The sequence below is a fragment of the Micromonospora sp. NPDC005087 genome (assembly GCF_042872965.1).
Lineage (GTDB): Bacteria > Actinomycetota > Actinomycetes > Mycobacteriales > Micromonosporaceae > Micromonospora.
This window is the reverse complement of record NZ_JBIALB010000002.1, coordinates 66,986-85,553: the sequence shown is the minus strand read 5'-3', so window position 1 is coordinate 85,553 and position 18,568 is coordinate 66,986. Positions and strand designations below refer to the sequence as shown.

Annotated in this window: 18 protein-coding genes; 8 read left to right on the top strand and 10 right to left on the bottom strand. The window is 72.3% G+C overall.

Features of this window, described 5'->3' with window-relative positions; translation table 11 throughout:
* Positions 1–106: 106 nt before the first annotated feature.
* On the bottom strand, positions 107–1,585 hold the full coding sequence (locus ACFYPS_RS05360; RefSeq protein WP_354964627.1) for an NCS2 family permease: 1,479 nt from the start codon (positions 1,583–1,585) through the stop codon (positions 107–109).
* Positions 1,586–1,673: 88 nt separating this feature from the next.
* Here ACFYPS_RS05360 and ACFYPS_RS05355 point away from each other — a divergent pair, with 88 nt between their 5' ends.
* Complete coding sequence (locus ACFYPS_RS05355) at positions 1,674–1,919, top strand: DUF2530 domain-containing protein (RefSeq protein ID WP_354964411.1); 246 nt, start codon at positions 1,674–1,676, stop codon at positions 1,917–1,919.
* A gap of 35 nt (positions 1,920–1,954) precedes the next feature.
* On the opposite strand, the gene ACFYPS_RS05350 is transcribed toward ACFYPS_RS05355, so the two are convergent.
* Positions 1,955–2,794 carry a DUF3027 domain-containing protein gene (locus ACFYPS_RS05350; protein WP_354964410.1) on the bottom strand — a complete coding sequence of 280 codons (840 nt, stop codon included), beginning with the start codon at positions 2,792–2,794 and terminating at the stop codon, positions 1,955–1,957.
* 87 nt (positions 2,795–2,881) lie between these two features.
* Between ACFYPS_RS05350 and ACFYPS_RS05345 the strand changes: the two genes are divergently transcribed.
* On the top strand, positions 2,882–4,483 hold the full coding sequence (locus ACFYPS_RS05345; protein ID WP_354964409.1) for an MFS transporter: 1,602 nt from the start codon (positions 2,882–2,884) through the stop codon (positions 4,481–4,483).
* Entirely contained in the window at positions 4,480–5,130 is a 651-nt protein-coding gene (locus ACFYPS_RS05340; RefSeq protein WP_354964408.1) for a futalosine hydrolase, read from the top strand. The genes ACFYPS_RS05345 and ACFYPS_RS05340 overlap by 4 nt, the downstream gene beginning before the upstream one ends.
* A 15-nt stretch (positions 5,131–5,145) precedes the next feature.
* On the opposite strand, the gene ACFYPS_RS05335 is transcribed toward ACFYPS_RS05340, so the two are convergent.
* The gene (locus ACFYPS_RS05335; RefSeq protein ID WP_354964407.1) at positions 5,146–5,976 is read right to left on the bottom strand and encodes a GNAT family N-acetyltransferase; all 831 of its coding nucleotides are present in this window, start codon (positions 5,974–5,976) and stop codon (positions 5,146–5,148) included.
* A 477-nt stretch (positions 5,977–6,453) separates the two neighbouring features.
* Between ACFYPS_RS05335 and ACFYPS_RS05330 the strand changes: the two genes are divergently transcribed.
* Entirely contained in the window at positions 6,454–7,302 is an 849-nt protein-coding gene (locus ACFYPS_RS05330) for a 1,4-dihydroxy-6-naphthoate synthase (protein ID WP_387322876.1), read from the top strand.
* Here the strand turns inward: ACFYPS_RS05330 and ACFYPS_RS05325 are convergent.
* Together ACFYPS_RS05325 and ACFYPS_RS05320 are read right to left on the bottom strand one after the other, a co-directional pair.
* Positions 7,263–7,649: a cold-shock protein gene (locus ACFYPS_RS05325; protein ID WP_088986676.1), complete on the bottom strand. Its 387-nt coding sequence runs from the start codon at positions 7,647–7,649 to the stop codon at positions 7,263–7,265. The two genes, ACFYPS_RS05330 and ACFYPS_RS05325, sit on opposite strands and share 40 nt — an antisense overlap.
* A 27-nt stretch (positions 7,650–7,676) precedes the next feature.
* Positions 7,677–8,300 carry an HAD family hydrolase gene (locus ACFYPS_RS05320; RefSeq protein WP_354964405.1) on the bottom strand — a complete coding sequence of 208 codons (624 nt, stop codon included), beginning with the start codon at positions 8,298–8,300 and terminating at the stop codon, positions 7,677–7,679.
* A gap of 83 nt (positions 8,301–8,383) precedes the next feature.
* On the opposite strand from ACFYPS_RS05320, the gene ACFYPS_RS05315 reads away from it, so the two are divergent.
* A complete protein-coding gene (locus tag ACFYPS_RS05315; RefSeq protein ID WP_387322874.1) occupies positions 8,384–10,870 on the top strand; it encodes a helicase-associated domain-containing protein in 2,487 nt (828 codons plus the stop codon).
* 35 nt (positions 10,871–10,905) lie between these two features.
* On the opposite strand, the gene ACFYPS_RS05310 is transcribed toward ACFYPS_RS05315, so the two are convergent.
* Entirely contained in the window at positions 10,906–11,142 is a 237-nt protein-coding gene (locus ACFYPS_RS05310; RefSeq protein WP_354964403.1) for a hypothetical protein, read from the bottom strand.
* Positions 11,143–11,240: 98 nt separating this feature from the next.
* Positions 11,241–12,131 (bottom strand): L,D-transpeptidase family protein, encoded by an 891-nt coding sequence (locus tag ACFYPS_RS05305; RefSeq protein WP_354964402.1) that lies wholly within the window; start codon positions 12,129–12,131, stop codon positions 11,241–11,243.
* 173 nt (positions 12,132–12,304) lie between these two features.
* On the opposite strand from ACFYPS_RS05305, the gene ACFYPS_RS05300 reads away from it, so the two are divergent.
* On the top strand, positions 12,305–13,984 hold the full coding sequence (locus tag ACFYPS_RS05300; RefSeq protein ID WP_354964401.1) for a DNA repair helicase XPB: 1,680 nt from the start codon (positions 12,305–12,307) through the stop codon (positions 13,982–13,984).
* An 11-nt stretch (positions 13,985–13,995) separates the two neighbouring features.
* On the opposite strand, the gene ACFYPS_RS05295 is transcribed toward ACFYPS_RS05300, so the two are convergent.
* Together ACFYPS_RS05295 and ACFYPS_RS05290 are read right to left on the bottom strand one after the other, a co-directional pair.
* Positions 13,996–14,715: a hypothetical protein gene (locus ACFYPS_RS05295; RefSeq protein ID WP_354964400.1), complete on the bottom strand. Its 720-nt coding sequence runs from the start codon at positions 14,713–14,715 to the stop codon at positions 13,996–13,998.
* A 176-nt stretch (positions 14,716–14,891) separates the two neighbouring features.
* A complete protein-coding gene (locus ACFYPS_RS05290; RefSeq protein WP_354964399.1) occupies positions 14,892–15,848 on the bottom strand; it encodes a zinc metalloprotease in 957 nt (318 codons plus the stop codon).
* Between the two features lie 247 nt (positions 15,849–16,095).
* On the opposite strand from ACFYPS_RS05290, the gene ACFYPS_RS05285 reads away from it, so the two are divergent.
* Entirely contained in the window at positions 16,096–16,581 is a 486-nt protein-coding gene (locus ACFYPS_RS05285; RefSeq protein WP_354964398.1) for a carboxymuconolactone decarboxylase family protein, read from the top strand.
* Positions 16,582–16,608: 27 nt separating this feature from the next.
* Here the strand turns inward: ACFYPS_RS05285 and ACFYPS_RS05280 are convergent, their stop codons facing one another.
* Entirely contained in the window at positions 16,609–17,361 is a 753-nt protein-coding gene (locus ACFYPS_RS05280; protein ID WP_354964397.1) for a TIGR03089 family protein, read from the bottom strand.
* Positions 17,362–17,502: 141 nt separating this feature from the next.
* On the opposite strand from ACFYPS_RS05280, the gene ACFYPS_RS05275 reads away from it, so the two are divergent.
* Positions 17,503–18,552, top strand: a complete 1,050-nt coding sequence (locus ACFYPS_RS05275; protein ID WP_387322870.1) for a hypothetical protein — start codon at positions 17,503–17,505, stop codon at positions 18,550–18,552.
* Positions 18,553–18,568: the final 16 nt, after the last annotated feature.

Below are 18,568 nucleotides of genomic sequence, written 5' to 3'. Positions count from 1 at the left end.
TAACTAATGAGCCTGGCTAACGACATCCGATATGACCAGGCTCACGAGGACGTTCGTGCTGTTCCGGGCGGGGGATTCCGATTCTGACCCCCCGCCCGGACGTGCGTCAGAGCACCAGGGACTCGATCGGCCCGCGCAGGAAGTACAGCACGAACAGCGCGGCGACCCCGTACAGCAGCGGGTGGATCTCCCGGGCCTTGCCCCTGGCCAGCTTGACCACCACGAAGGTGATCAGGCCGGCGCCGATCCCGTTGGAGATCGAGTAGGTGAACGGCATCAGCACGATCGTGAGGAACGCCGGGATGGCGATCTCGTAGTCGGACCAGTCGATCGTCCGCACCGCGGTCATCATCAGGAAGCCGACCACCACCAGGGCCGTCGAGGCCGCCTCGAACGGCACGACCACCACCAGCGGGGCCAGGAACATCGCCAGCAGGAAGAGCACGCCGGTGACCAGGTTGGCCGCCCCGGTCCGGGCGCCCTCCGCGACACCGGCGGCGCTCTCGATGTACGACGTGTTGCTGGAGGTGCTGGCCGCGCCGCCGGCCGCCGCGGCGATCGAGTCGACCAGCAGGATCTCCTTGGCCTTCGGCGGGGTGCCCCGCTCGTCGAGCAGGCCGCCCTCCTGGCCCACCGCCACCATCGTTCCCATGGTGTCGAAGAAGTCCGTGATCAGCAGCGTGAAGACGAACATCAGCACGACCAGCCAGCCGGCCCGGCCCCACGAGTCGAGCACGTTGAACTTGCCGAGCAGCGACAGGTCCGGCAGGTCCACCACCGTCTTCGGCAGCTCCGGCACGTTCAGCGACCAACCCTTGGGGTTGGGCTGACCGTTGACGAAGGACGGGCCGATGTTGCCGATCGCCTCCACGATCACCGCCAGCACGGTCGAGGCGAGGATGCCGATCAGGATCGCGCCCTTCACCCGGCGGACCACCAGCACCAGGGTGAGCAGCAGACCCACCACGAAGACCAGCATCGGCCAGCTCACCAGCTTGCCGCCGATGCCCAGGCCGACCGGGACGGTGGTGTTGGCGGCGTCCGGGATCCGCCGCACGAAGCCGGCGTCCACCAGACCGATGATCGTCAGGAACAGGCCGATGCCCACCCCGATCGCGGTCTTCATCTGGGTGGGCACCGAGCGGAACACCGCGGTCCGCAGGCCGGTCAGCACCAGCACCGCGATGATCACACCTTCGATCACCACCAGGCCCATCGCGTCGGCCCAGGTCATCTCCGGCGCGATTTCGTACGCCACCAGCGCGTTGACGCCCAGACCGGCGGCGAGCGCCAGCGGGAACCGGCCCACCACACCCATCAGGATCGTCATCAGGCCGGCGACCAACGCGGTCGCCGCGGCCAGCGCGGGGATCGGGAGAGTCTTGCCGTCGCCGTCGACGGCCCCGCCGAGGATCAGCGGGTTGAGCACCACGATGTACGCCATCGTGAAGAAGGTCGCCAGACCACCGCGTACCTCGCGGCTCAGCGTCGAGCCACGGGCGGAGATCTCAAAGAACCGGTCGAAGCCGTTACGCGGATGAGCGGGGTCGGGTGGTGTGCCGTTCTCGGGCGGCGTTACTGCCATCAGGTCCTCGCAGGTGATCTTCCAGTTGTCGCGCGCATCGTCCCAGATCACCAGCGGGCAGGGGAAGTCGATCGCGTACGCTTGCCGGGTGCCGAACGAGCAGCCTCCGCGGCCCGCGCCGCTGGACCCACCGATGGTGCCGTTCGCCGTCGCCGGGCTGATCGGGTGGGCAGTGGCCGGGCTGGTCCTGTTGATCTTCTTCCGGGGCTGGCTGACCGAGCACGATCACGAGAACTGGCTCTGGACCTGCCTGGCCGGTTTCCTGTGGGGCTTCCCCGGCCTCGCCGTGATGATGCGGCACGACGCCAACCGACGCCGCCGCCGCACGAGCTGATCCCGCCGGAGCGCCGGCACACCCGGCGCGGACCGTCAGGGGTGCCCGTACGGCTCCGCCGGCTCGGCGGCCTCCACCGAACCCGGGGCGCGGCTCACCGACATGGCCTCCACCGCGCTGTCGTCGTAGACCGTGGGCAGTTCCTCCACCGCGGTCTCGGCCGCCTCGATCAGCGTCTCGGAGTGGGCGCCGCAGCCGTGGTCGGCGCTCACCACCCGGCCGTCGTCGGGAGCGTAGAAGTTGCCGCACGCGCCGAAGGCCAGCCGCATCGCGCCGGCCAGCGGCAGGTAGAAGCCGCAGGTGCCGCAGCGGGCGGCGGCCGGGGCAGCGGTGGAGATCGCCGCGGCCGGGCCGTGATCGCCGTCGTACCAACGCTGCGCCGCGTCGGCGCGGCCCTCCCGGGAGAGCACACGGGCACGACCGAGGCCCAGTTCCCAGGCCGTCTCCTCGACCGCCGGGTCGTCCGAGAGCAGGTAGGCGGGGGCCAACCGCTCATCGTCCGGCGCGGTCGGCAGCAGGTCACCAGGGCCCAGGTCACCCGGCTTGAGCCGCTCCTGCCAGGGCAACCAGCCGGGCGCGAGCAGCGCGTCGGGGCCGGGCAGCAGCACCGTCTCGCAGATGGTCACCGTGCGGCTGCGCGGCACCCGGGTGACGGTGACCGCCCAACGCCAACCGCGGTAGCCGGCGAGACGGCATTCAAAATAGTGGGTGACCAGCCGGTCGCCCTCGGCCACGACCTGCAGGTGGTCGCCGACTTCGTCGGCGTCCACCTCTGTGATGCCGGCGCGGGCCACCTCGACGGCAGCGGCGCAGACCTGGTCGAGACGGGCGGCGCGGGTGGAGGCGGGCCTGGTCACCTCACCATTGTTCCCCATGCGTCGAACAGGGGTGACAGGGACTCCCGGGGAACCTTTCGCCGCAGTGCTGCGCGTACCTCGATCGGATGGGCGAGGATGGTGGACATGCCGTCGTACTCCCGCTCCGGGCGATCCGTCCTCGGGCGCACCGTCGGCACCAGCATCCGCACCATCCGGCTGCTGTTGCGTGGTTCGGTGGGCAGCGGGCGCTGGGTGACCCGCCGGGCCGGCCGGGCGCGCGCCCGGGGTGCCGGCGGCGAGGTCGGCATGGTCCGCCTGTTCGACCTGCACGCGGTGTCCTGCGCCGGAGACACTCTGATCGCCATCGGCCTGGCCGGGACGATCTTCTTCAACGTGCCGTTGGGCGAGGCCCGCAGCAAGGTCGCGCTCTACCTTCTGGTGACCATGGTGCCGTTCGCGATGCTCGCCCCCGTGGTGGGCCCGCTGCTGGACCACTTCCGGCACGGCCGGCGGTACGCGCTGGCCGCCACCATGCTCGGCCGGGCGTTCCTGGCCTGGTTGATCTCCGACTACATCCACGGCTTCGGGCTGTATCCGGCCGCGTTCGGGGTGCTCGCGCTGTCCCGGGCGTACGGCGTGGCCCGGTCCGCGGCGGTGCCCCGGCTCCTGCCGGAAGGGCTCGGCCTCTCCCAGGTGGGCGCGCGGGCCAGCGTCTACGGCACGGTAGCGGGCGCACTGGTGGCCCCGATCGGGCTGGCGGCGTTCTGGTTCGGGCCGCAGTGGCCGCTACGGGTCGCGTCGGTGATCTTCCTGATCGGCATGGTGATCTCCCTGCGCCTGCCACCGAAGGCGGATTCGGAGCCACCGGAACGGGTCCCCCGGCCGCTGCGCGCGCTGGGCCGTCGCCGGGGGGACCGCCCACTGGGGCGGGGCCGACCCGCCGGCCGTCTGGTGATCGCCACCCTGATCGGCTCCGCGACCCTGCGCGCGGTCTACGGCTTCCTGCTGCTGTTCCTCGCCTTCGCCATCAAGAAGGGCGACCTGACAACGGTGATGTTCGGTCGGGACCTGGGCGCCGAGTGGGCGCTGGGGCTGGTCGGCGGCGCGCTGGCGGTCGGCAGCTTCCTGGCCACCGCCGTCGGCACCCGCCTGCGCATCCACCGGCCGACCGCCATCCAGTCCAGCAGCATGATCATCGTGGCCGGGGTGGCCGTACTCACCGTCATCCGCTTCTCGCTGCCGATGGTGGCCCTGCTCTGCCTGGTCACCGCGCTGGTCAGTGGGGTGGCCAAGCTCGCCGTGGACGCCTCGATCCAGGAACGCATCCCGGAGCGGCTGCGGGCCAGCTCCTTCGCCCACTCGGAGACGGTGCTGATGCTGGCCTTCGTGGCGGGCGGCGGGCTCGGGCTGGTGCCGTTCGACGGTCGCACCGGCATCGCGGTCGCCGCCGGAGTGGGCGTCCTGGCGGCGACCCGGGGTGTGCTGGTCGCCGCACGGCTGCGCGGCGAGAAGCTGGCCGGCCGGCCGCTGGGCGACGACGAACTGGCCGACGACGAGTCGACGGACGACTTCGGTGACCGAACGCCCACCTCTCCGGCGCCGACCCAGGCCGGCTCGCCGCAGTACGACGACCCGGGGCTCGCACCACCGGGCTACCACATCTACCGCCCCTCCTCGGCGGTCGGCGGACCGGGTGGCGGCGCGGACGACGAGACCCGCCGGGAGTCCCCCGGGCCGCTGTCGTGACCGGCCTGCTGGTGGTGACCGCGGTGCCCGCCGAGGCGGACGCGGTCCGCGCGGGGCTGACCGACGCCACCGTCACCGTGGCCCCGGTCGGGGTGGGCCCGGCCGTGGCCGGAGCCGCCACAGCCCGACTGTTGGCGCTGGCCGAGGCGGCCGGGCGCCCGTACCGCGCGGTGGTCAGCGCCGGCGTGGCCGGCGGCTTCGTCGGGAGGGTGGAGGTCGGCGACATCGTGCTCGGCACCGCCAGCATCGCCGCCGACCTGGGCGCCGAGTCACCGGACGGCTTCATCCCCGTCGACGAGCTGGGCATGCCGCCCGCGCTGCTGGGCAACGGCAGCGTGGTGCCAGCTCACCCACGGCTGCTGGCGGCGCTGCGGGCCGCTCTGCCGTCCGCCACGACCGGCGCGGTGCTCACCGTCAGCACGGTCACCGGCACCGTCGCCAGCACCGAGGAGCTGCGCCGCCGACATCCGGGGGCGGTCGCCGAGGCCATGGAGGGGTACGGGGTGGCGGTCGCCGCGGCGCAGGCCGGGGTGCCCTTCGCCGAGCTGCGTACCATCTCCAACCCGATCGGCCCCCGCGACCGCGACGCCTGGCGGCTACGCGAAGCCCTCACCGCCCTGACCACAGCGGCCCCGGCGCTGCGCTGACCCCGGCAGGGCGGCTCAGACTTCGAGGGTCAGCGCCGACGGTCGATTCGCCTGCAGCTCGAACCCGCAGGCGAGCAGAAATTCCACGTTGCCAAACTCGGCAATCGCGTGGGCGGTCCGGATGCCGGCCGTTGCCATCTCCTTGGCCAGCAGCCCGATCAGTTGACGCCCAATGCCCAGGGTCCGTAGGCCGGGAGCAACGACCACGCCTTCCAACACCAGCTCACGCCGGTCACCCCAATCTTCGCCGAGGAGGAGGTCCACGCTCCGCTCATGGGCCCTCAGCTCACCGACCGGCCCGGCCCCGGGCACCTCGGCAAGAAAACGCCAGGACGTGGTGGGCAGTCCTTCGGGGGCACGTCGAAACCCCACCTGGGCCCGCGTCCGGTCCCGCCTCCGCCGCTCGTCTCGCCGCGCTCGATCCAGGTCGTAGGTCAGCTCTGGAACGCGCACCGGCCACAACCGCTCGGGGAGCGTGTACGAATGCACCCACCAGGCACCCGGCCAGTCCCGCAGGGTCCGGACCCGACGGACGTCGAGGTGCGCGGGGTAGCGACGCCCAGCCTCGTCCCGCGGTTCGTCGTCCGACACGCTCGACGATTCGGCGTCGTCTGGGGTGGAGCACGGGTCGCCGGGCAGCCTGAGCGCAAGCTCGCCGCCTGCCGCGCGGACCAGACGCTCCACCGTCCGGAACGCCGGCTCGCCGCCCTCGCCCGCCTCAATCCGGGCCAGCGTGCTTTTCGGGACCCCGGACCGCTCAGCCAACTCCCGCTGGCTCAGGTCGGCACGTCGACGAAGATCCCGCAGAGCCGCCCCGACGTCGATCGCACCCTTGCCAGCAGCCATCCGTCCATGGTTTTCCGCTCAGCCTCGCGCCGTCAACAGCCCTCTCCCACCTGTGGATAAGCCTGTGGACAGCGCCGCCGCCGCTGCGCGTAGCCCCTTCGTCGGCGCCTGTAGAGCTGCCCCATTGATGGGGCGAGCCGATGGGCAGCTGGGACAGACCCACGATCGGGCACCGTCACGGCCACCAGCTACCCGCCACCCCCCACCACCGCCGCCGCCATCAGCCGCCGCAACCAGTACGCCCACCCAAGGTCACGGCGCCCCACAGATGGGGCAGCTCTACAGGAGTGACAGTGACACCCCATACCCTGACGGTGTCTTCCGAGCAGCTGGCAGTGAGTGCCAGGGCGTGCGGCGGGAGTGGCAGGGGCGTGGGGCGTGCGGCCGGGGGCGTGAAGGCTCGCCGGAGGGCCAAGCAGGTCACAGTGAGCCGGGTGGGCGCGCGGGAGCGTGCGGGGGCGGGGCTAACGTGGAGGCGTGGCGCTCTCCCTGGCGATCTCGCCCTGCCCCAACGACACGTTCGTCTTCGACGCCCTGGTTCACGGCCGGGTACCCGGCGCACCGCCGGTCGAGGTGACGTACGCCGACGTGGACGTCACCAACACGGCCGCCGAGCGGGGCGCGTTCGACCTGGTGAAGGTGAGCTTCGCGGCGCTGCCGTGGCTGCTCGACGACTACCACCTGCTGCCCTGCGGGGGCGCCCTCGGCCGCGGGTGCGGGCCGCTGGTGCTCACCCGGGGCGACCGCACCGGCGGGCCGGACCGCACCGACCTGACCGGCGCCACGGTGGCGGTGCCGGGTGACCGGACCACCGCGTACCTGCTGTTCCGGCTCTGGTCGGCGGGCCGGCCGCCGGCCCGGATCGAGGTGGTCCCGTTCCACGAGATCATGCCGGGCGTCGCGGTCGGCCGCTACGACGCCGGGCTGGTCATCCACGAGGCACGGTTCACCTACCACCGGCACGGCCTAACCGCGCTGGTCGACCTCGGCGAGTGGTGGGAGGCCGACACCGGCCTGCCCATTCCGCTCGGCGCGATCCTGGCCAAGCGCGGCGTGGTGGACCCGGAGGCCGCAGCCGGCTGGGTCCGCGAGTCGGTCCGACAGGCCTGGGCGGACCCGGCGGCCAGCCGGGAGTACGTGCTCGCGCACGCCCAGGAGATGGAACTCGACGTGGTGGACCGGCACATCGGCCTCTACGTCAACGAGTTCACCGCCGACCTGGGCGAGGCCGGTTTCGCGGCGGTCGCGGCGCTGCTCGACCGCGCCGCCGACGCCGGCCTGGTGCCTCAGACCTCCAGCTCGCGCGCGACCGCGTGGACCAGCTGAGCGATCTTCTGCGCGGTCTTCTTGTCCGGATACCGGCCCCGGCGCAGATCCGGCTGAACCTTCGCCTCCAGCACCTTGATCATGTCCTCGACGAGGCCGTGCAGTTCCTCAGCCGGCCGGCGCCGCAGCTCCGCCATCGACGGCGGAGCGTCCAGCAGCTTGACTCCCATGGCCTGCGCGCCCCGGCGGCTGTCGACCACGCTGAAGTCGACCCGCTGGCCACCCTTGAGGTCGGTGACGCCCGCCGGCAGCGCGCCCTTGGGCAGGAACACGTCGCCGCCCTCGTCACTGGTGACGAAGCCGTATCCCTTGGCCGTGTCGTACCACTTCACTCGACCCGTAGGCACCTGAAAACCCCTGCTTCACTTGAGCCGCTACTGCTCCAAGGCTAGCTGGATCATGCCGTCGAGCGCCGCTGGGAATCCGGTGAGGTCGTCCAGCACCATTTCCGCCCCGGAGGCACGCAGCTCATCCGGGGAGCACGGCCCGGTGGCGACGCCGATTCCGGGCACCCCGGCCGCCCTCGCCGCCACCATGTCCGCCACATGATCCCCGACGTAGTGGGTCGCCCCGTGCTCCCGCAGAGCCGTCGCCTTCTCCTCGGCGAACAGGTCACCGGCCAGCTCGTCGACCGCGAGGCCGAGGTGGTCCAGGTGCAGGCGGGCCAACCGGCCGACCTTGGACGTGACGACCAGCACCCGTCCGCCCCGCGCGCGGATCCCGTCGATCGCCTCCCGCGCGCCGGGCAGGGGCACCGTCGGGGTGATCGCGTACGCCGGGTACAGCTCGCGGAACGCGTGCACGGCCGACTCGACCTGCTCCGGCGGGAACCAGTGCGCGATCTCCGTGCGCAGCGGCGGACCGAGCCGGGACACCGCCAGGTCCGCGTCCACCGGCACGCCGGTCCGGGCGGTCAACGCCCGGTAGGCCGCGGCGATGCCGGGGCGGGAGTCCACCAGCGTCATGTCGAGGTCGAATCCGACGGTCAGAGCGGGCATGCCCAGAAACGTACAGGCGACTCCCTGCCGGGCGGACGTCCGAGGGGCGCGACGGCCCGGTGCCGGGCTAGCGTGGTAAGACGATGACCACCTCACTCGCCGACCACCTGCGGTCGCTGCCCGACGAATCGCTGGCCGCGCTCCTCCAGCTGCGGCCGGACCTCGTCGTGCCCGTGCCGGCCGACATCTCCGCCCTGGCCATCCGGGCCCAGTCCCGGGTCTCGGTGGCCCGCGCGCTGGACGGGCTGGACCAGTTCACCCTCCAGATACTGGACGCCGCCCGGCTCACCCGGGACCCGGACGAGGGCACCACGGCCACCGAGGCGGTGCTCGCCATGGCGACCGCCGGGCCCCACCCGCCGGCGCCGACGGCCGTCCGGGCCGCCGTCGGCCGGCTGCGCGCGCTCTTCCTGCTGTACGGCCCGGAGCACGCGCTCCAGGTGGTACCCGCCGTCGACGAGGTGGCTCCGTACCCCGCCGGGCTGGGCCGGCCGGCCGCGGAGCTGGACCCGCGCACGGCCGCGCTCTGCGCGGACCCGGCGAAGCTCCGGCGGACGCTGCTCGCCGCTCCTCCCTCGGCCCGGGCGATCCTGGACCGGCTGGCGGCCGGACCACCGGTGGGCAGCGTGCCCCCGGGGGCGTTGCAGGCACCGCCGCTCGGCGCGGAGGACGCCCTGCTCTCGGACCCGACCAACGGCGGCGCGCCGACCGGCTCCCCGGTGCGCTGGCTGGTCGACAACCGGCTGCTGGTCCCTGTCTCGACCGGCTCGTCGACGACCACCGGCACTGTCGAGCTGCCCCGCGAGGTCGGCCTGCTGCTGCGCCGCGACAGCGGCCCGCTCGGGCCGCTGCGCACCAGCCCGCCGCCCGTGGCCGCCGCGCCGCGCGAGGCGAAGGCGGTCGACTCCGCCGGAGCCGGACAGACGATGGAGGTGGTCCGGCACACCGAAGGGCTGTTGGACCAGCTCGCCGCCGAACCCGCGCCGGTGCTGCGCTCGGGCGGCATCGGCGTACGGGACCTGCGCCGGCTGGCCCGCACCGCCGGGCTGGACGAGCCGACCACCGCGCTGCTGCTGGAGGTGGCGTACGCGGCGGGGCTCGCCGGCGAGCTGGAGCTGCCCGGTGCGACCACCACCCGGTACGGGGCGGATCAGCAGGTGCTGCCGACCGGCGGGTACGAGGTGTGGCGGGCCGCCTCGCTGGCCCAACGCTGGGAGCAGCTGGCCCGCGCGTGGCTGACCATGACCCGGCAGGTCGGGCTGGTCGGCCGGCGCGATGACCGGGACCGGCCGATCACGGCGCTCTCCGCCGAGGCCGAGCGCGCCGGAGCGCCGGGCACCCGACGGGCGGTGCTCGCGGTGCTCGCCGACCTGGAACCGGCGACCTCACCCACTCCGGAGGAGGTGCAGGACCTGCTGGACTGGCGGGCGCCGCGACGCAGCCGGGGCCGGGAGGCCGCCCACCGCGAGGTGCTGGCCGAGGCGGCGCAGCTCGGCGTCACCGGCCTGGGGGCGCTCACCTCGTACGGCCGGCTGCTGCTGGCCGACCTGACCTCGGCCGACGAGTCGGGCGGCGAGGACCCGCTGGGGCTGCACGCGGACGCCGAGAGCGGCGACCCGTCCAGCGCGGCACGGGCGCTGGACGCGCTACTGCCCGCCCCGGTCGACCACTTCCTGGTGCAGGCCGACCTGACGGTGGTGGTGCCCGGGCCACCCGAGCCGGCGCTCGCCGCCGAGCTGGAGGCGATGACCGAACCCGAGTCGGCCGGCGGGGCCAGCGTGCACCGGGTCACGACGGCGAGTGTGCGGCGAGCGCTGGACGCCGGTTACTCGGCCGACGACCTGCACGACGTATTCCGGCGGCGGTCGCGTACCCCGGTGCCGCAGGGGCTCACCTATCTGGTGGACGACGTGGCCCGCAAACACGGCGGGTTGCGGGTCGGCCTGGCCGGGGCGTACCTGCGCAGCGACGACGAGACGCTGCTCAGCGAGGTGCTTGCCGACCGGCGGCTGGAATCGCTGACGCTGCGCCGGCTCGCCCCGACGGTGCTGACCACCCCGTACCAGGTCGGTCGGCTGCTGAGCGCGTTGCGCGACGCCGGGTACGCCCCGGCGCAGGAGGACGGTAGCGGCGGCACGGTGCTGTCCCGGCCACGGATCCGGCGGGCCCCGGCCCGGGTGCCCGTGACCATCCGGACGTTGGATCCGCTGGTCGCCCCGAAGCTGCCGATGCCTCGGCTGCTGGGCGTGGTGGAGCACATCCGGCGGGGTGAGGCGGCGGCGCGGGCGGCCCGACGGGCACCGGCGGTGGTGCGCGGCGGGGCTGTCGGCCTCGGCGGCGGCCCGGTGCCGGCGCACACCCACAGCGAGGCGCTGGCCGTGCTTCAGCAGGCCGTGCGGGATCGGGCGCTGGTCTGGGTGGGATACGTGGACGCCCATGGTGCGACCGCGTCCCGACTGGTCAAGCCGGTCTCGATCGGCGCCGGCTACCTACGCGCCGAGGACGAACGGACCGAGATGCTGCACACCTTCGCGCTGCACCGGATCACCGCGGCGGTGCTGGCGGACTGACCGGAGGCCGGGCGACGCCGGTCGGTGCGCGCTGGTCAGCGTCGGCTGCGGCGTACGGTGCCGACGACCGAGATGATCAGCAACAGCGCGAAGCCGGCGCCGGCGGACTCCCCGATCGAATCGACGAAGCCCTGCCGCAGCACCAGCCAGCCGAAGAGAAACCACCCGACGAGGAGCGCCGCCGCGACGGCGTACGCGACCACGGTCGCGCGGGACACCTCGTCCGGTGGAGCCTGGTCGTGCGCTTCTATGACGTCACGGTCGACCGTCATACCCAGCCTCCCCGCCCGGTCCGGCCCTGGACTCCCAGGGTGTCACTACCGGGACCGGTGTGACAGGGGATAAAACCCCGAGTCGGGCGGGTCGTCGCTCAGGTGCCGGGGCGGCGGCCGATCAGCACCACCCGGGTGCCCACCTTCCCCAGCTCCCACATCCGGACGGCGTCGGCGTGCAGCAGGTTGACGCAGCCGTGCGAGCCGATCGACTTGTTGTGCAGGTAGGTGGTGGTCTCGTGGAAGCCCATCCCCTGGGTGAAGTGCTGCCAGTACGGCAGCCACACCTCGTACGGGTCGGACCACTCCTTCGGATTGCGGTAGTTGACCTTGTAGGTGCCGGCCGGGGTGCGGTAGCCGGCCATCCCGGTGCGGGTCACCGTCGGCGCCATGATCACCTTGCCGCCTCGGACCGCCCAGACGGTCTGCCGGGTCAGGTCCACGCAGAAGGTGGTGCCCGTGCCGGCCTTGCAGCGAGCCGTGTCGGTGGTGCCGAGGCGCTTTGCCACGTCGTAGGTGGTCGGCCCGGCGCGACCCTCGACGGGGCGGATGCCGTACCGCCGCTGGAACTTCTTGATCGCGGCGCAGTCGGCGGCGGACTGCCGGCCGTCCACGGTCACCGGCCCGAACCCACCCAACCGGGCCAGGTAGGTCTCCACGGCGCGCTGGTGCTCGCCCTGCGGGCAGCCGGCGGCCGGCTTGGCGGTGCTGGTGGCCGGTGCCGGCCGCGTGCTGCTGGTCGGCGTCGGCGTGACACTCCGGGTGGGCTTCGGTGTCGGCGTCCGCGTCGGCGCGGTCGTCGCGGGCCGGCCGCGCTGGTCCGGCCCGGGCGTGCCGCTCGCCCCCGTTACCTGTTCCGCCGCACCTGCCGGGGCGGCTCCCCCGCCGCCACCCCCGCCGGCCTGCGGATCGAACGCGCACGCACCGGCGCCGACCAGCGTGACCACCACCAGGGCGACAAGTCGGGAAGTGAGCCGGACATGCTTCATGGGACCTCCCCTGGGCTGTCGTCCCTTTGCTAGACGTTTGCAAGTGCCATGTCGGTTGCGCCCGGTGAGCATCTTTCTTCCGACAGTCCGCACCGTGCAACACTGGATGGTCGGCCAGCGGCGGGTAAGCAGGCGCCACGACCGGACGGCCAACCGGAGGAGAGGACCCTGGCGTGAGCGGTGGACCACTGATCGTGCAGTCGGACAAGACCCTGCTGCTGGAGATCGACCACCCGGACGCGCAGGCCTGCCGAATTGCCATCGCACCCTTCGCCGAGCTGGAGCGCTCTCCCGAACACGTGCACACCTACCGGCTGACCCCACTCGGCCTGTGGAACGCCCGCGCGGCGGGGCACGACGCCGAGGGCGTGGTCGACTCGCTGATCAAGTACTCGCGCTACCCGGTGCCGCACGCGCTGCTGGTGGACGTGGCCGAGACGATGGACCGGTACGGCCGGCTCCAACTCGCCAACGATCCGGCGTACGGCCTGGTGCTGCGCGCACTGGACCGGCTCGTGCTGATCGAGGTGGCCAAGAGCAAGAAGCTCGCCGGCATGCTCGGCAACAAGATCGACGACGACACCATCCAGGTGCACCCGTCCGAGCGCGGCCGGCTCAAGCAGGCCCTGCTCAAGCTGGGCTGGCCGGCGGAGGACCTGGCCGGCTACGTGGACGGCGAGGCCCACCCGATCGAGCTGGCCGAGGCCGGCAAGGACGGCGGCAAGCCGTGGACGCTGCGGTCGTACCAGCGGGAGGCCGTGGAGGCGTTCTGGGCCGGCGGGTCGGGCGTGGTCGTGCTGCCCTGCGGCGCCGGCAAGACCCTGGTCGGCGCGGCCGCGATGGCCGAGGCGAAGGCCACCACGCTGATCCTGGTCACCAACACCGTCGCCGGCCGGCAGTGGAAGCGGGAGCTGATCGCCCGCACCTCGCTGACCGAGGAGGAGATCGGCGAATACTCCGGCGAGCGCAAGGAGATCCGCCCGGTCACCATCGCCACGTACCAGGTGCTCACCTCGCGGCGCGGCGGCGCATTCACCCACCTGGACCTGTTCGGGGCCCGCGACTGGGGCCTGGTCGTCTACGACGAGGTGCACCTGCTGCCCGCGCCGATCTTCCGGTTCACCGCCGACCTCCAGGCCCGCCGCCGGCTCGGCCTGACCGCCACCCTGGTTCGCGAGGACGGCCGGGAGGGTGACGTGTTCAGCCTGATCGGCCCGAAGCGGTACGACGCCCCGTGGAAGGACATCGAGTCCCAGGGCTGGATCGCCCCGGCCGAGTGCACCGAGGTCCGGGTGACGCTGACCGACGCGGAGCGGATGTCGTACGCGACCGCGGAGGCCGAGGAGCGCTACCGGATGGCGGCGACCGCGCGCACCAAGCTGCCGGTGGTCCGGGCTCTGGTCGACCGGCACCCCGACGACCAGGTGCTGGTGATCGGCGCGTACATCGACCAGCTGCACCAGCTCGGCGAATACCTGGACGCGCCGATCATCCAGGGCTCGACCACCAACAAGGAGCGCGAACGGCTCTTCGACGCGTTCCGGTCCGGGGAGATCCGCACGCTGGTCATCTCCAAGGTCGGCAACTTCTCCATCGACCTGCCGGAGGCGGCGGTGGCGATCCAGGTGTCGGGGACGTTCGGGTCTCGCCAGGAGGAGGCGCAGCGGCTCGGCCGGGTGCTGCGGCCGAAGGCCGACGGCCGGCAGGCGCACTTCTACACGGTGGTGTCACGGGACACGATCGACACCGAGTACGCGGCACACCGTCAGCGCTTCCTCGCCGAGCAGGGCTACGCGTACACCATCGTGGACGCCGATGACGTCCTCGGCCCGAAGCTCCCGACCGTCGACTGACACGTGCGAAATCACGACGTTGGGGGCGGGCAGCGGTCCGGGAGCGTGACCTCGCCCGGCCGGTGGTCGAACGTTGTCATCGTGAACCACTCGTCCAGCTCCGGGTCGAAGAGGTTCTGCAGGCCGAACTGCAACACCTGCCACCACCGGCTCGGATCCCGCTGGTCGACGTAGATGTCGCCGAGCGCGATCGGGAACCGGAACACCTCGCCCGGCACGGAGGAACCCCCGACGACACCGACCCGCCAGTGGTCGACGTGCCGGTCCTTCTCCCCCTGCAGGATTTCCGGTCCGACGAAGCGCGCGGCCTTCAGCTTGTCGTTGAAGATCTGTCGGTTGAAGAACCCCGGGACCTTGCTGCACGCCCGCGGCGGAAACAGTGGGATGTTCGGCCACTTGTAGGTGAGCGTGTAGAGCGTGTTCTCGTAGATCAGGTTCGTGAACCAGATCGGATGCTCCGGGCCCCCGGCGATCATCTGGCTGTTGCCGTCCCTGCCCTGCCAGGTGAACGGCACGTCGATCCCGAGGTCGCGAACGATGTACCGGCCGGTGCCCTGGAAGTCGGCCGGGAGCTGCGGGGGCCGGGGCTCTTCCGGGTGGGACGAATCGGCTGCCTGCGCCGCGCGGGGCAGCGGCGGCGCGGCGGCCGGGCCCGGTGCGAGCACACCGAGGGCGAACAGGCCGCCGGCGACCGCCGAGATCAGTGTCCGACGTGTACGCCTCGACGCCATGTCCCCTCCGCCGGTGTGGAAAGCGGCCGGCGCTCCGACAGCGCACGTGCCTTCGGCGAAGCGTATGAGCGGGCGAGATGTGAGAAATGGTGGAACACGTCGGCTCCACCGGAAGGGTGAAGCAACGGGGTCGACGAGCCACCATCCAGCGGCCCGTCGACCCCGAGACGCGCTATCTACCCGGCGCCGCCGGCCCGGAACGCCACCCAGGCGTCGCTCATCCGGTCCGCCTGTCCGACGGTGAACATGTTCATGCAGGAGTCCTGCGTGTAGTCCATGAAGTTGTGGATCGGGTCCAGCCCGGGTGCGGTGCAGGTGTCCGCGCCCAGCGGGCAGTCGAACTGCGGCGCCGCCTCCCGCGGAGTGTCCGCGACGAAGTCGCCGGCAGCGGAGCACCCGTGGGCGAAGGTGTGCTCCAGCATGAGCCAGTGCCCCACCTCGTGGGTCAGGGTGTCACCGAGGGAGTACTTGCCCGCCGTACCGCCCGGCATCGACTCGTCGAGCATCACCACGCCGTCGATGTAGTCCCGGCCGTTGTTGTAACCCTTCGGGAAGTACGCCCAGCCGAGGAGCCCGCCGCCGATGTTGGCCGCGTACACGTTCAGGGTTTTCGAGTCGCCGGTGTACAGCGCCTTCTTCATGTCCCGCTCGTTCTTGCCCGGCTCGACCGTGTACCAGGCGCTGTTCACCGTCCACGTCGTGTCGACGAGCGAGAACCGGAACGGCGTGTCGGAGGCGTTCGCTGCCGTGCGCCCCGCGAACGAGTCGTTGAGCACCGTCATCTGCGCCGCGATCAGGGTGTTCCACCTGGCCGTCTCGGCCGCGCTGAGCGGTTGGTCGGAGACCATGTGGAAGACCGTCGGCACGGTCACGCTGCCGTTGGCGAGGCGCGGGGCGTCCTTGATCACCCCGTAGGCGTTCGCCTCGTTGTTGGAGTACAGCTTCGGCTCTTGCGCAGTGGCGCCCTTGGCGACCCGGGCCGCGCTGTGCGCCTCGGCACCCGGCTCACACGCGCCGACACCCGGGGATACGGGAGCGGGTGCCGCCACCGCGGCGTAGCCGCCACCGGACGCCAGGAGCGTCGCGGCGGTGGCGGTGAGGACTGCCAGTCGGAAGATTGGTCTCCTGTGCATCGGTGCACCTCTCGAGGGAATGGAGACGGCGCGGGGTCGTCGTGATCAGCTCGACGACGTCGTCTTCCCGGTATGAGATCACGTCGGTGGCAGCGGCAAAAGGCCTGCGTACAGGGCTGATGGGGGGTGTAACGGCAGGGGGCCGAGGAGCGCTGTTATCGCTGTCACCCTGCCGTTCTGTCACAGGACTCTGCTCGCCGGCATCTCATGTTCGTCCGATCGAACGCCGGAAGTGAAGGACGGAACCATGGACGCCCGATTCAACATGTTCGACAACGAGATCGCCATGAAGTTCGCCAAGCGGTTCGCCAACGCCGGCATGGTGATTCAGCAGTCGCCGCTGCCGAAGTCCACGCAGGAGTTGGTGTCCCTTCGGGCCAGCCAGATCAACGGCTGCGGCTGGTGCATCGACGCGCACACGAAGGACGCCGCAGCGGCCGGCGAGAGCCCGGTTCGGCTCAACCTGGTGGCCGCCTGGCGCGAGTCCACCGTCTTCACGGAGGCCGAGCAGGCCGCGCTGGCGCTCGCCGAGGAGGGCACCCGACTCGCCGACGCCTACCAGGGCGTGTCCGACGAAACCTGGGCTCAGGTGCGCAAGCACTACGACGACGACCAGATCGCCGCGCTGGTCGCCCTGGTCGCCCTGATCAACGCGGCCAACCGCCTCGCCGTGATCGTGCACCAGCGGGGCGGTTCCTACGAGCCCGGCATGTTCGCCGCCGCGTTCGACTGACCTGGACGACGGCCGGAGTGACGTCCCCTAGAGAACCCGGGTGACCTGCTCGGCGGCGACCACCGCGTCCCGCCGAGCAGGGTCGAGGTTGGCGCTGATCACCACGGACGCGCCAGCGGAGAGCGGGGCCAGCAGCCACTTCAGCGGCTGCTCGTGCTCGGCGGCGTCGACCAGCAGCCGGTCGCCGGCACGTAGGTCCAGCATCTCGGCGATGCCCTGGGCGAGCGCGCCCCACTGGCCGTAGGTCGTGCCGTCCGCGCTGGCCGGGTCGGACGGGTGAATGGCGGTGTGGTCGGGCGTGGCGTCCGGGTGCCGGAGCACCTCGGCGGACCAGTCGAGCCAGCCCAGCGGCACGTCGGCCAGCGCCCCCGGACCGGTACCGACGAGGTAGCGGTGTGGAGCGTCCGGCACGTCCTCCAGCCAGTCGTCCTGCCGCTCGGGGGTCACGAAGACGGCATCGAACGGCCGGTCGCCGCCCGGTTCGAGGACCGGCAGGCCAGCGGTGGCGCGGGGCCGGAACGACACCGCGAGGCCGGAGGCCCAGGCGCCCAACAGAACCGCAGCGGTACGCCAGTGCGGCGGCAGCAGCACCGCTACGCGGCTGCCGGGGCCGAGCCCGCAGCCGTCCCGCAGCAGACCGGCGCTGCGCGCCGCCCAGGCGCCGACCTGGTGCGCGGTCAGGTCGACCCGCTCGCCGGTCGCCTCGTCGCGGTAGCTGAGCAGTGGACGCTCGGCGTCGGCGGGCGGGACCGACAGGTCGGCCGTGGCGGTTGGCTGCATCTCCACGCTCCCCGGGTGACGGCGTCGAACCACCCTACTCAACGACTTTGGTCGCGCCCGTCGTCGGCCGATGGCCGTAGTGGATGTCCGGGTGGCCCGCGCAGGGTACGGGTGGTCCCGGAACGTCGCCGAGGAGCGCCCATGCCGACCGAGTGCCACCCCGCCGCCGACTCGCCCGTCACCGCCGACCGTCTTCCACTGCGCCGCCGGCTCGTGCCGGTGGTCGCGTTGCTGCTGCTCGCGCCCTGGGCCGCCGAGTGCTCCTGGGGCGGTTTCACCCTCGAAGACTTCCTCCCGGTGGTGCTCATCCTCGGGCCGATGTACGGCGGGGCCGCCATCCTGATCCGGGAGACCGCCCGGCACCTCGGCGCGGGATGGCCGGCGATCGTGCTGCTCGCCGCCGCGTTCGGCGTGCTCCAGGCGGGCCTGGTCGACCAGTCGCTGTTCAACCCGGGCTACCTGGACGACACCGAGTACGCCGACACCCGAGCCGCCGCCGAGGCGACGCTGGTGCCGGGACTCGGGTTCAGCGTCCGACAGGCCTTCGACTACGTGGGCAACCACATCACGTTGACCATCTGCGCGCCGATCGTGATCGTCGAGTCGTTCCTCGGCCGAAACCGCCGGCTCCGCCCGTGGCTCCGCCGGCCCGGGCTCGTCGTGGTCGGCGTGATCTACCTGCTCGGTAGCCTGCTGATCTTCTCGGACAGCGGCCGGAAGGGCTTCCTGGCCAGCCCGCTCCAGCTGACGTTCGCCGCGGCGGTGGTCCTCGCGCTCGTCGCGCTGGCCCTGCTGCCCCGCTGGCGCCACCCAAACCCGCGGCGCGCCCGTCGGGTGCCCGGCCCGATCTGGGTGGGCCTGGTGGTCGTTCTCGTCCACCTCGGCACCGACCTGACACCCGGTTGGCCGGGAATGGCCGTCGCGCTGGCGCTCGCCGCCGGCACCGGAGGGCTGATCGCGTACTGGTCGTCCCGCGCCGGCTGGGGGCAGCGGCACGTGCTCGTCGCCGGCTCTGGGAGCCTGGTCAGCGCGGCCGCGTTCGCGTACCTGGTGCCGCCGTACTCCCCGGCGAGCCCGGCGGCGGCGCTGGCCGGCGACGTGGCGGTCAGCGTGGTCACCGTGGTCCTGATCGGTGGCGCCTGGTGGCGGCTGCGCCGCACTTCGCCGGCTGTTCATGTGCGCGCAAGCTGATGCTCCTTCTCGGGTG

What these genes read in the sequence shown, in the direction of transcription:
- ACFYPS_RS05350 (WP_354964410.1), bottom strand. Translation starts at nt 2,794, where the DNA reads ATGGGGAACAATGGTGAGGTGACCAGGCCCGCCTCCACCCGCGCCGCC.
- ACFYPS_RS05335 (WP_354964407.1), bottom strand. Translation starts at nt 5,976, where the DNA reads ATGGCTGCTGGCAAGGGTGCGATCGACGTCGGGGCGGCTCTGCGGGAT.
- ACFYPS_RS05295 (WP_354964400.1), bottom strand. Translation starts at nt 14,715, where the DNA reads ATGGCGTCGAGGCGTACACGTCGGACACTGATCTCGGCGGTCGCCGGC.
- ACFYPS_RS05315 (WP_387322874.1), top strand. Translation starts at nt 8,384, where the DNA reads ATGACCACCTCACTCGCCGACCACCTGCGGTCGCTGCCCGACGAATCG.
- ACFYPS_RS05290 (WP_354964399.1), bottom strand. Translation starts at nt 15,848, where the DNA reads ATGCACAGGAGACCAATCTTCCGACTGGCAGTCCTCACCGCCACCGCC.
- ACFYPS_RS05275 (WP_387322870.1), top strand. Translation starts at nt 17,503, where the DNA reads ATGCCGACCGAGTGCCACCCCGCCGCCGACTCGCCCGTCACCGCCGAC.
- ACFYPS_RS05280 (WP_354964397.1), bottom strand. Translation starts at nt 17,361, where the DNA reads ATGCAGCCAACCGCCACGGCCGACCTGTCGGTCCCGCCCGCCGACGCC.
- ACFYPS_RS05305 (WP_354964402.1), bottom strand. Translation starts at nt 12,131, where the DNA reads ATGAAGCATGTCCGGCTCACTTCCCGACTTGTCGCCCTGGTGGTGGTC.
- ACFYPS_RS05285 (WP_354964398.1), top strand. Translation starts at nt 16,096, where the DNA reads ATGGACGCCCGATTCAACATGTTCGACAACGAGATCGCCATGAAGTTC.
- ACFYPS_RS05320 (WP_354964405.1), bottom strand. Translation starts at nt 8,300, where the DNA reads ATGCCCGCTCTGACCGTCGGATTCGACCTCGACATGACGCTGGTGGAC.
- ACFYPS_RS05345 (WP_354964409.1), top strand. Translation starts at nt 2,882, where the DNA reads ATGCCGTCGTACTCCCGCTCCGGGCGATCCGTCCTCGGGCGCACCGTC.
- ACFYPS_RS05310 (WP_354964403.1), bottom strand. Translation starts at nt 11,142, where the DNA reads ATGACGGTCGACCGTGACGTCATAGAAGCGCACGACCAGGCTCCACCG.
- ACFYPS_RS05360 (WP_354964627.1), bottom strand. Translation starts at nt 1,585, where the DNA reads ATGGCAGTAACGCCGCCCGAGAACGGCACACCACCCGACCCCGCTCAT.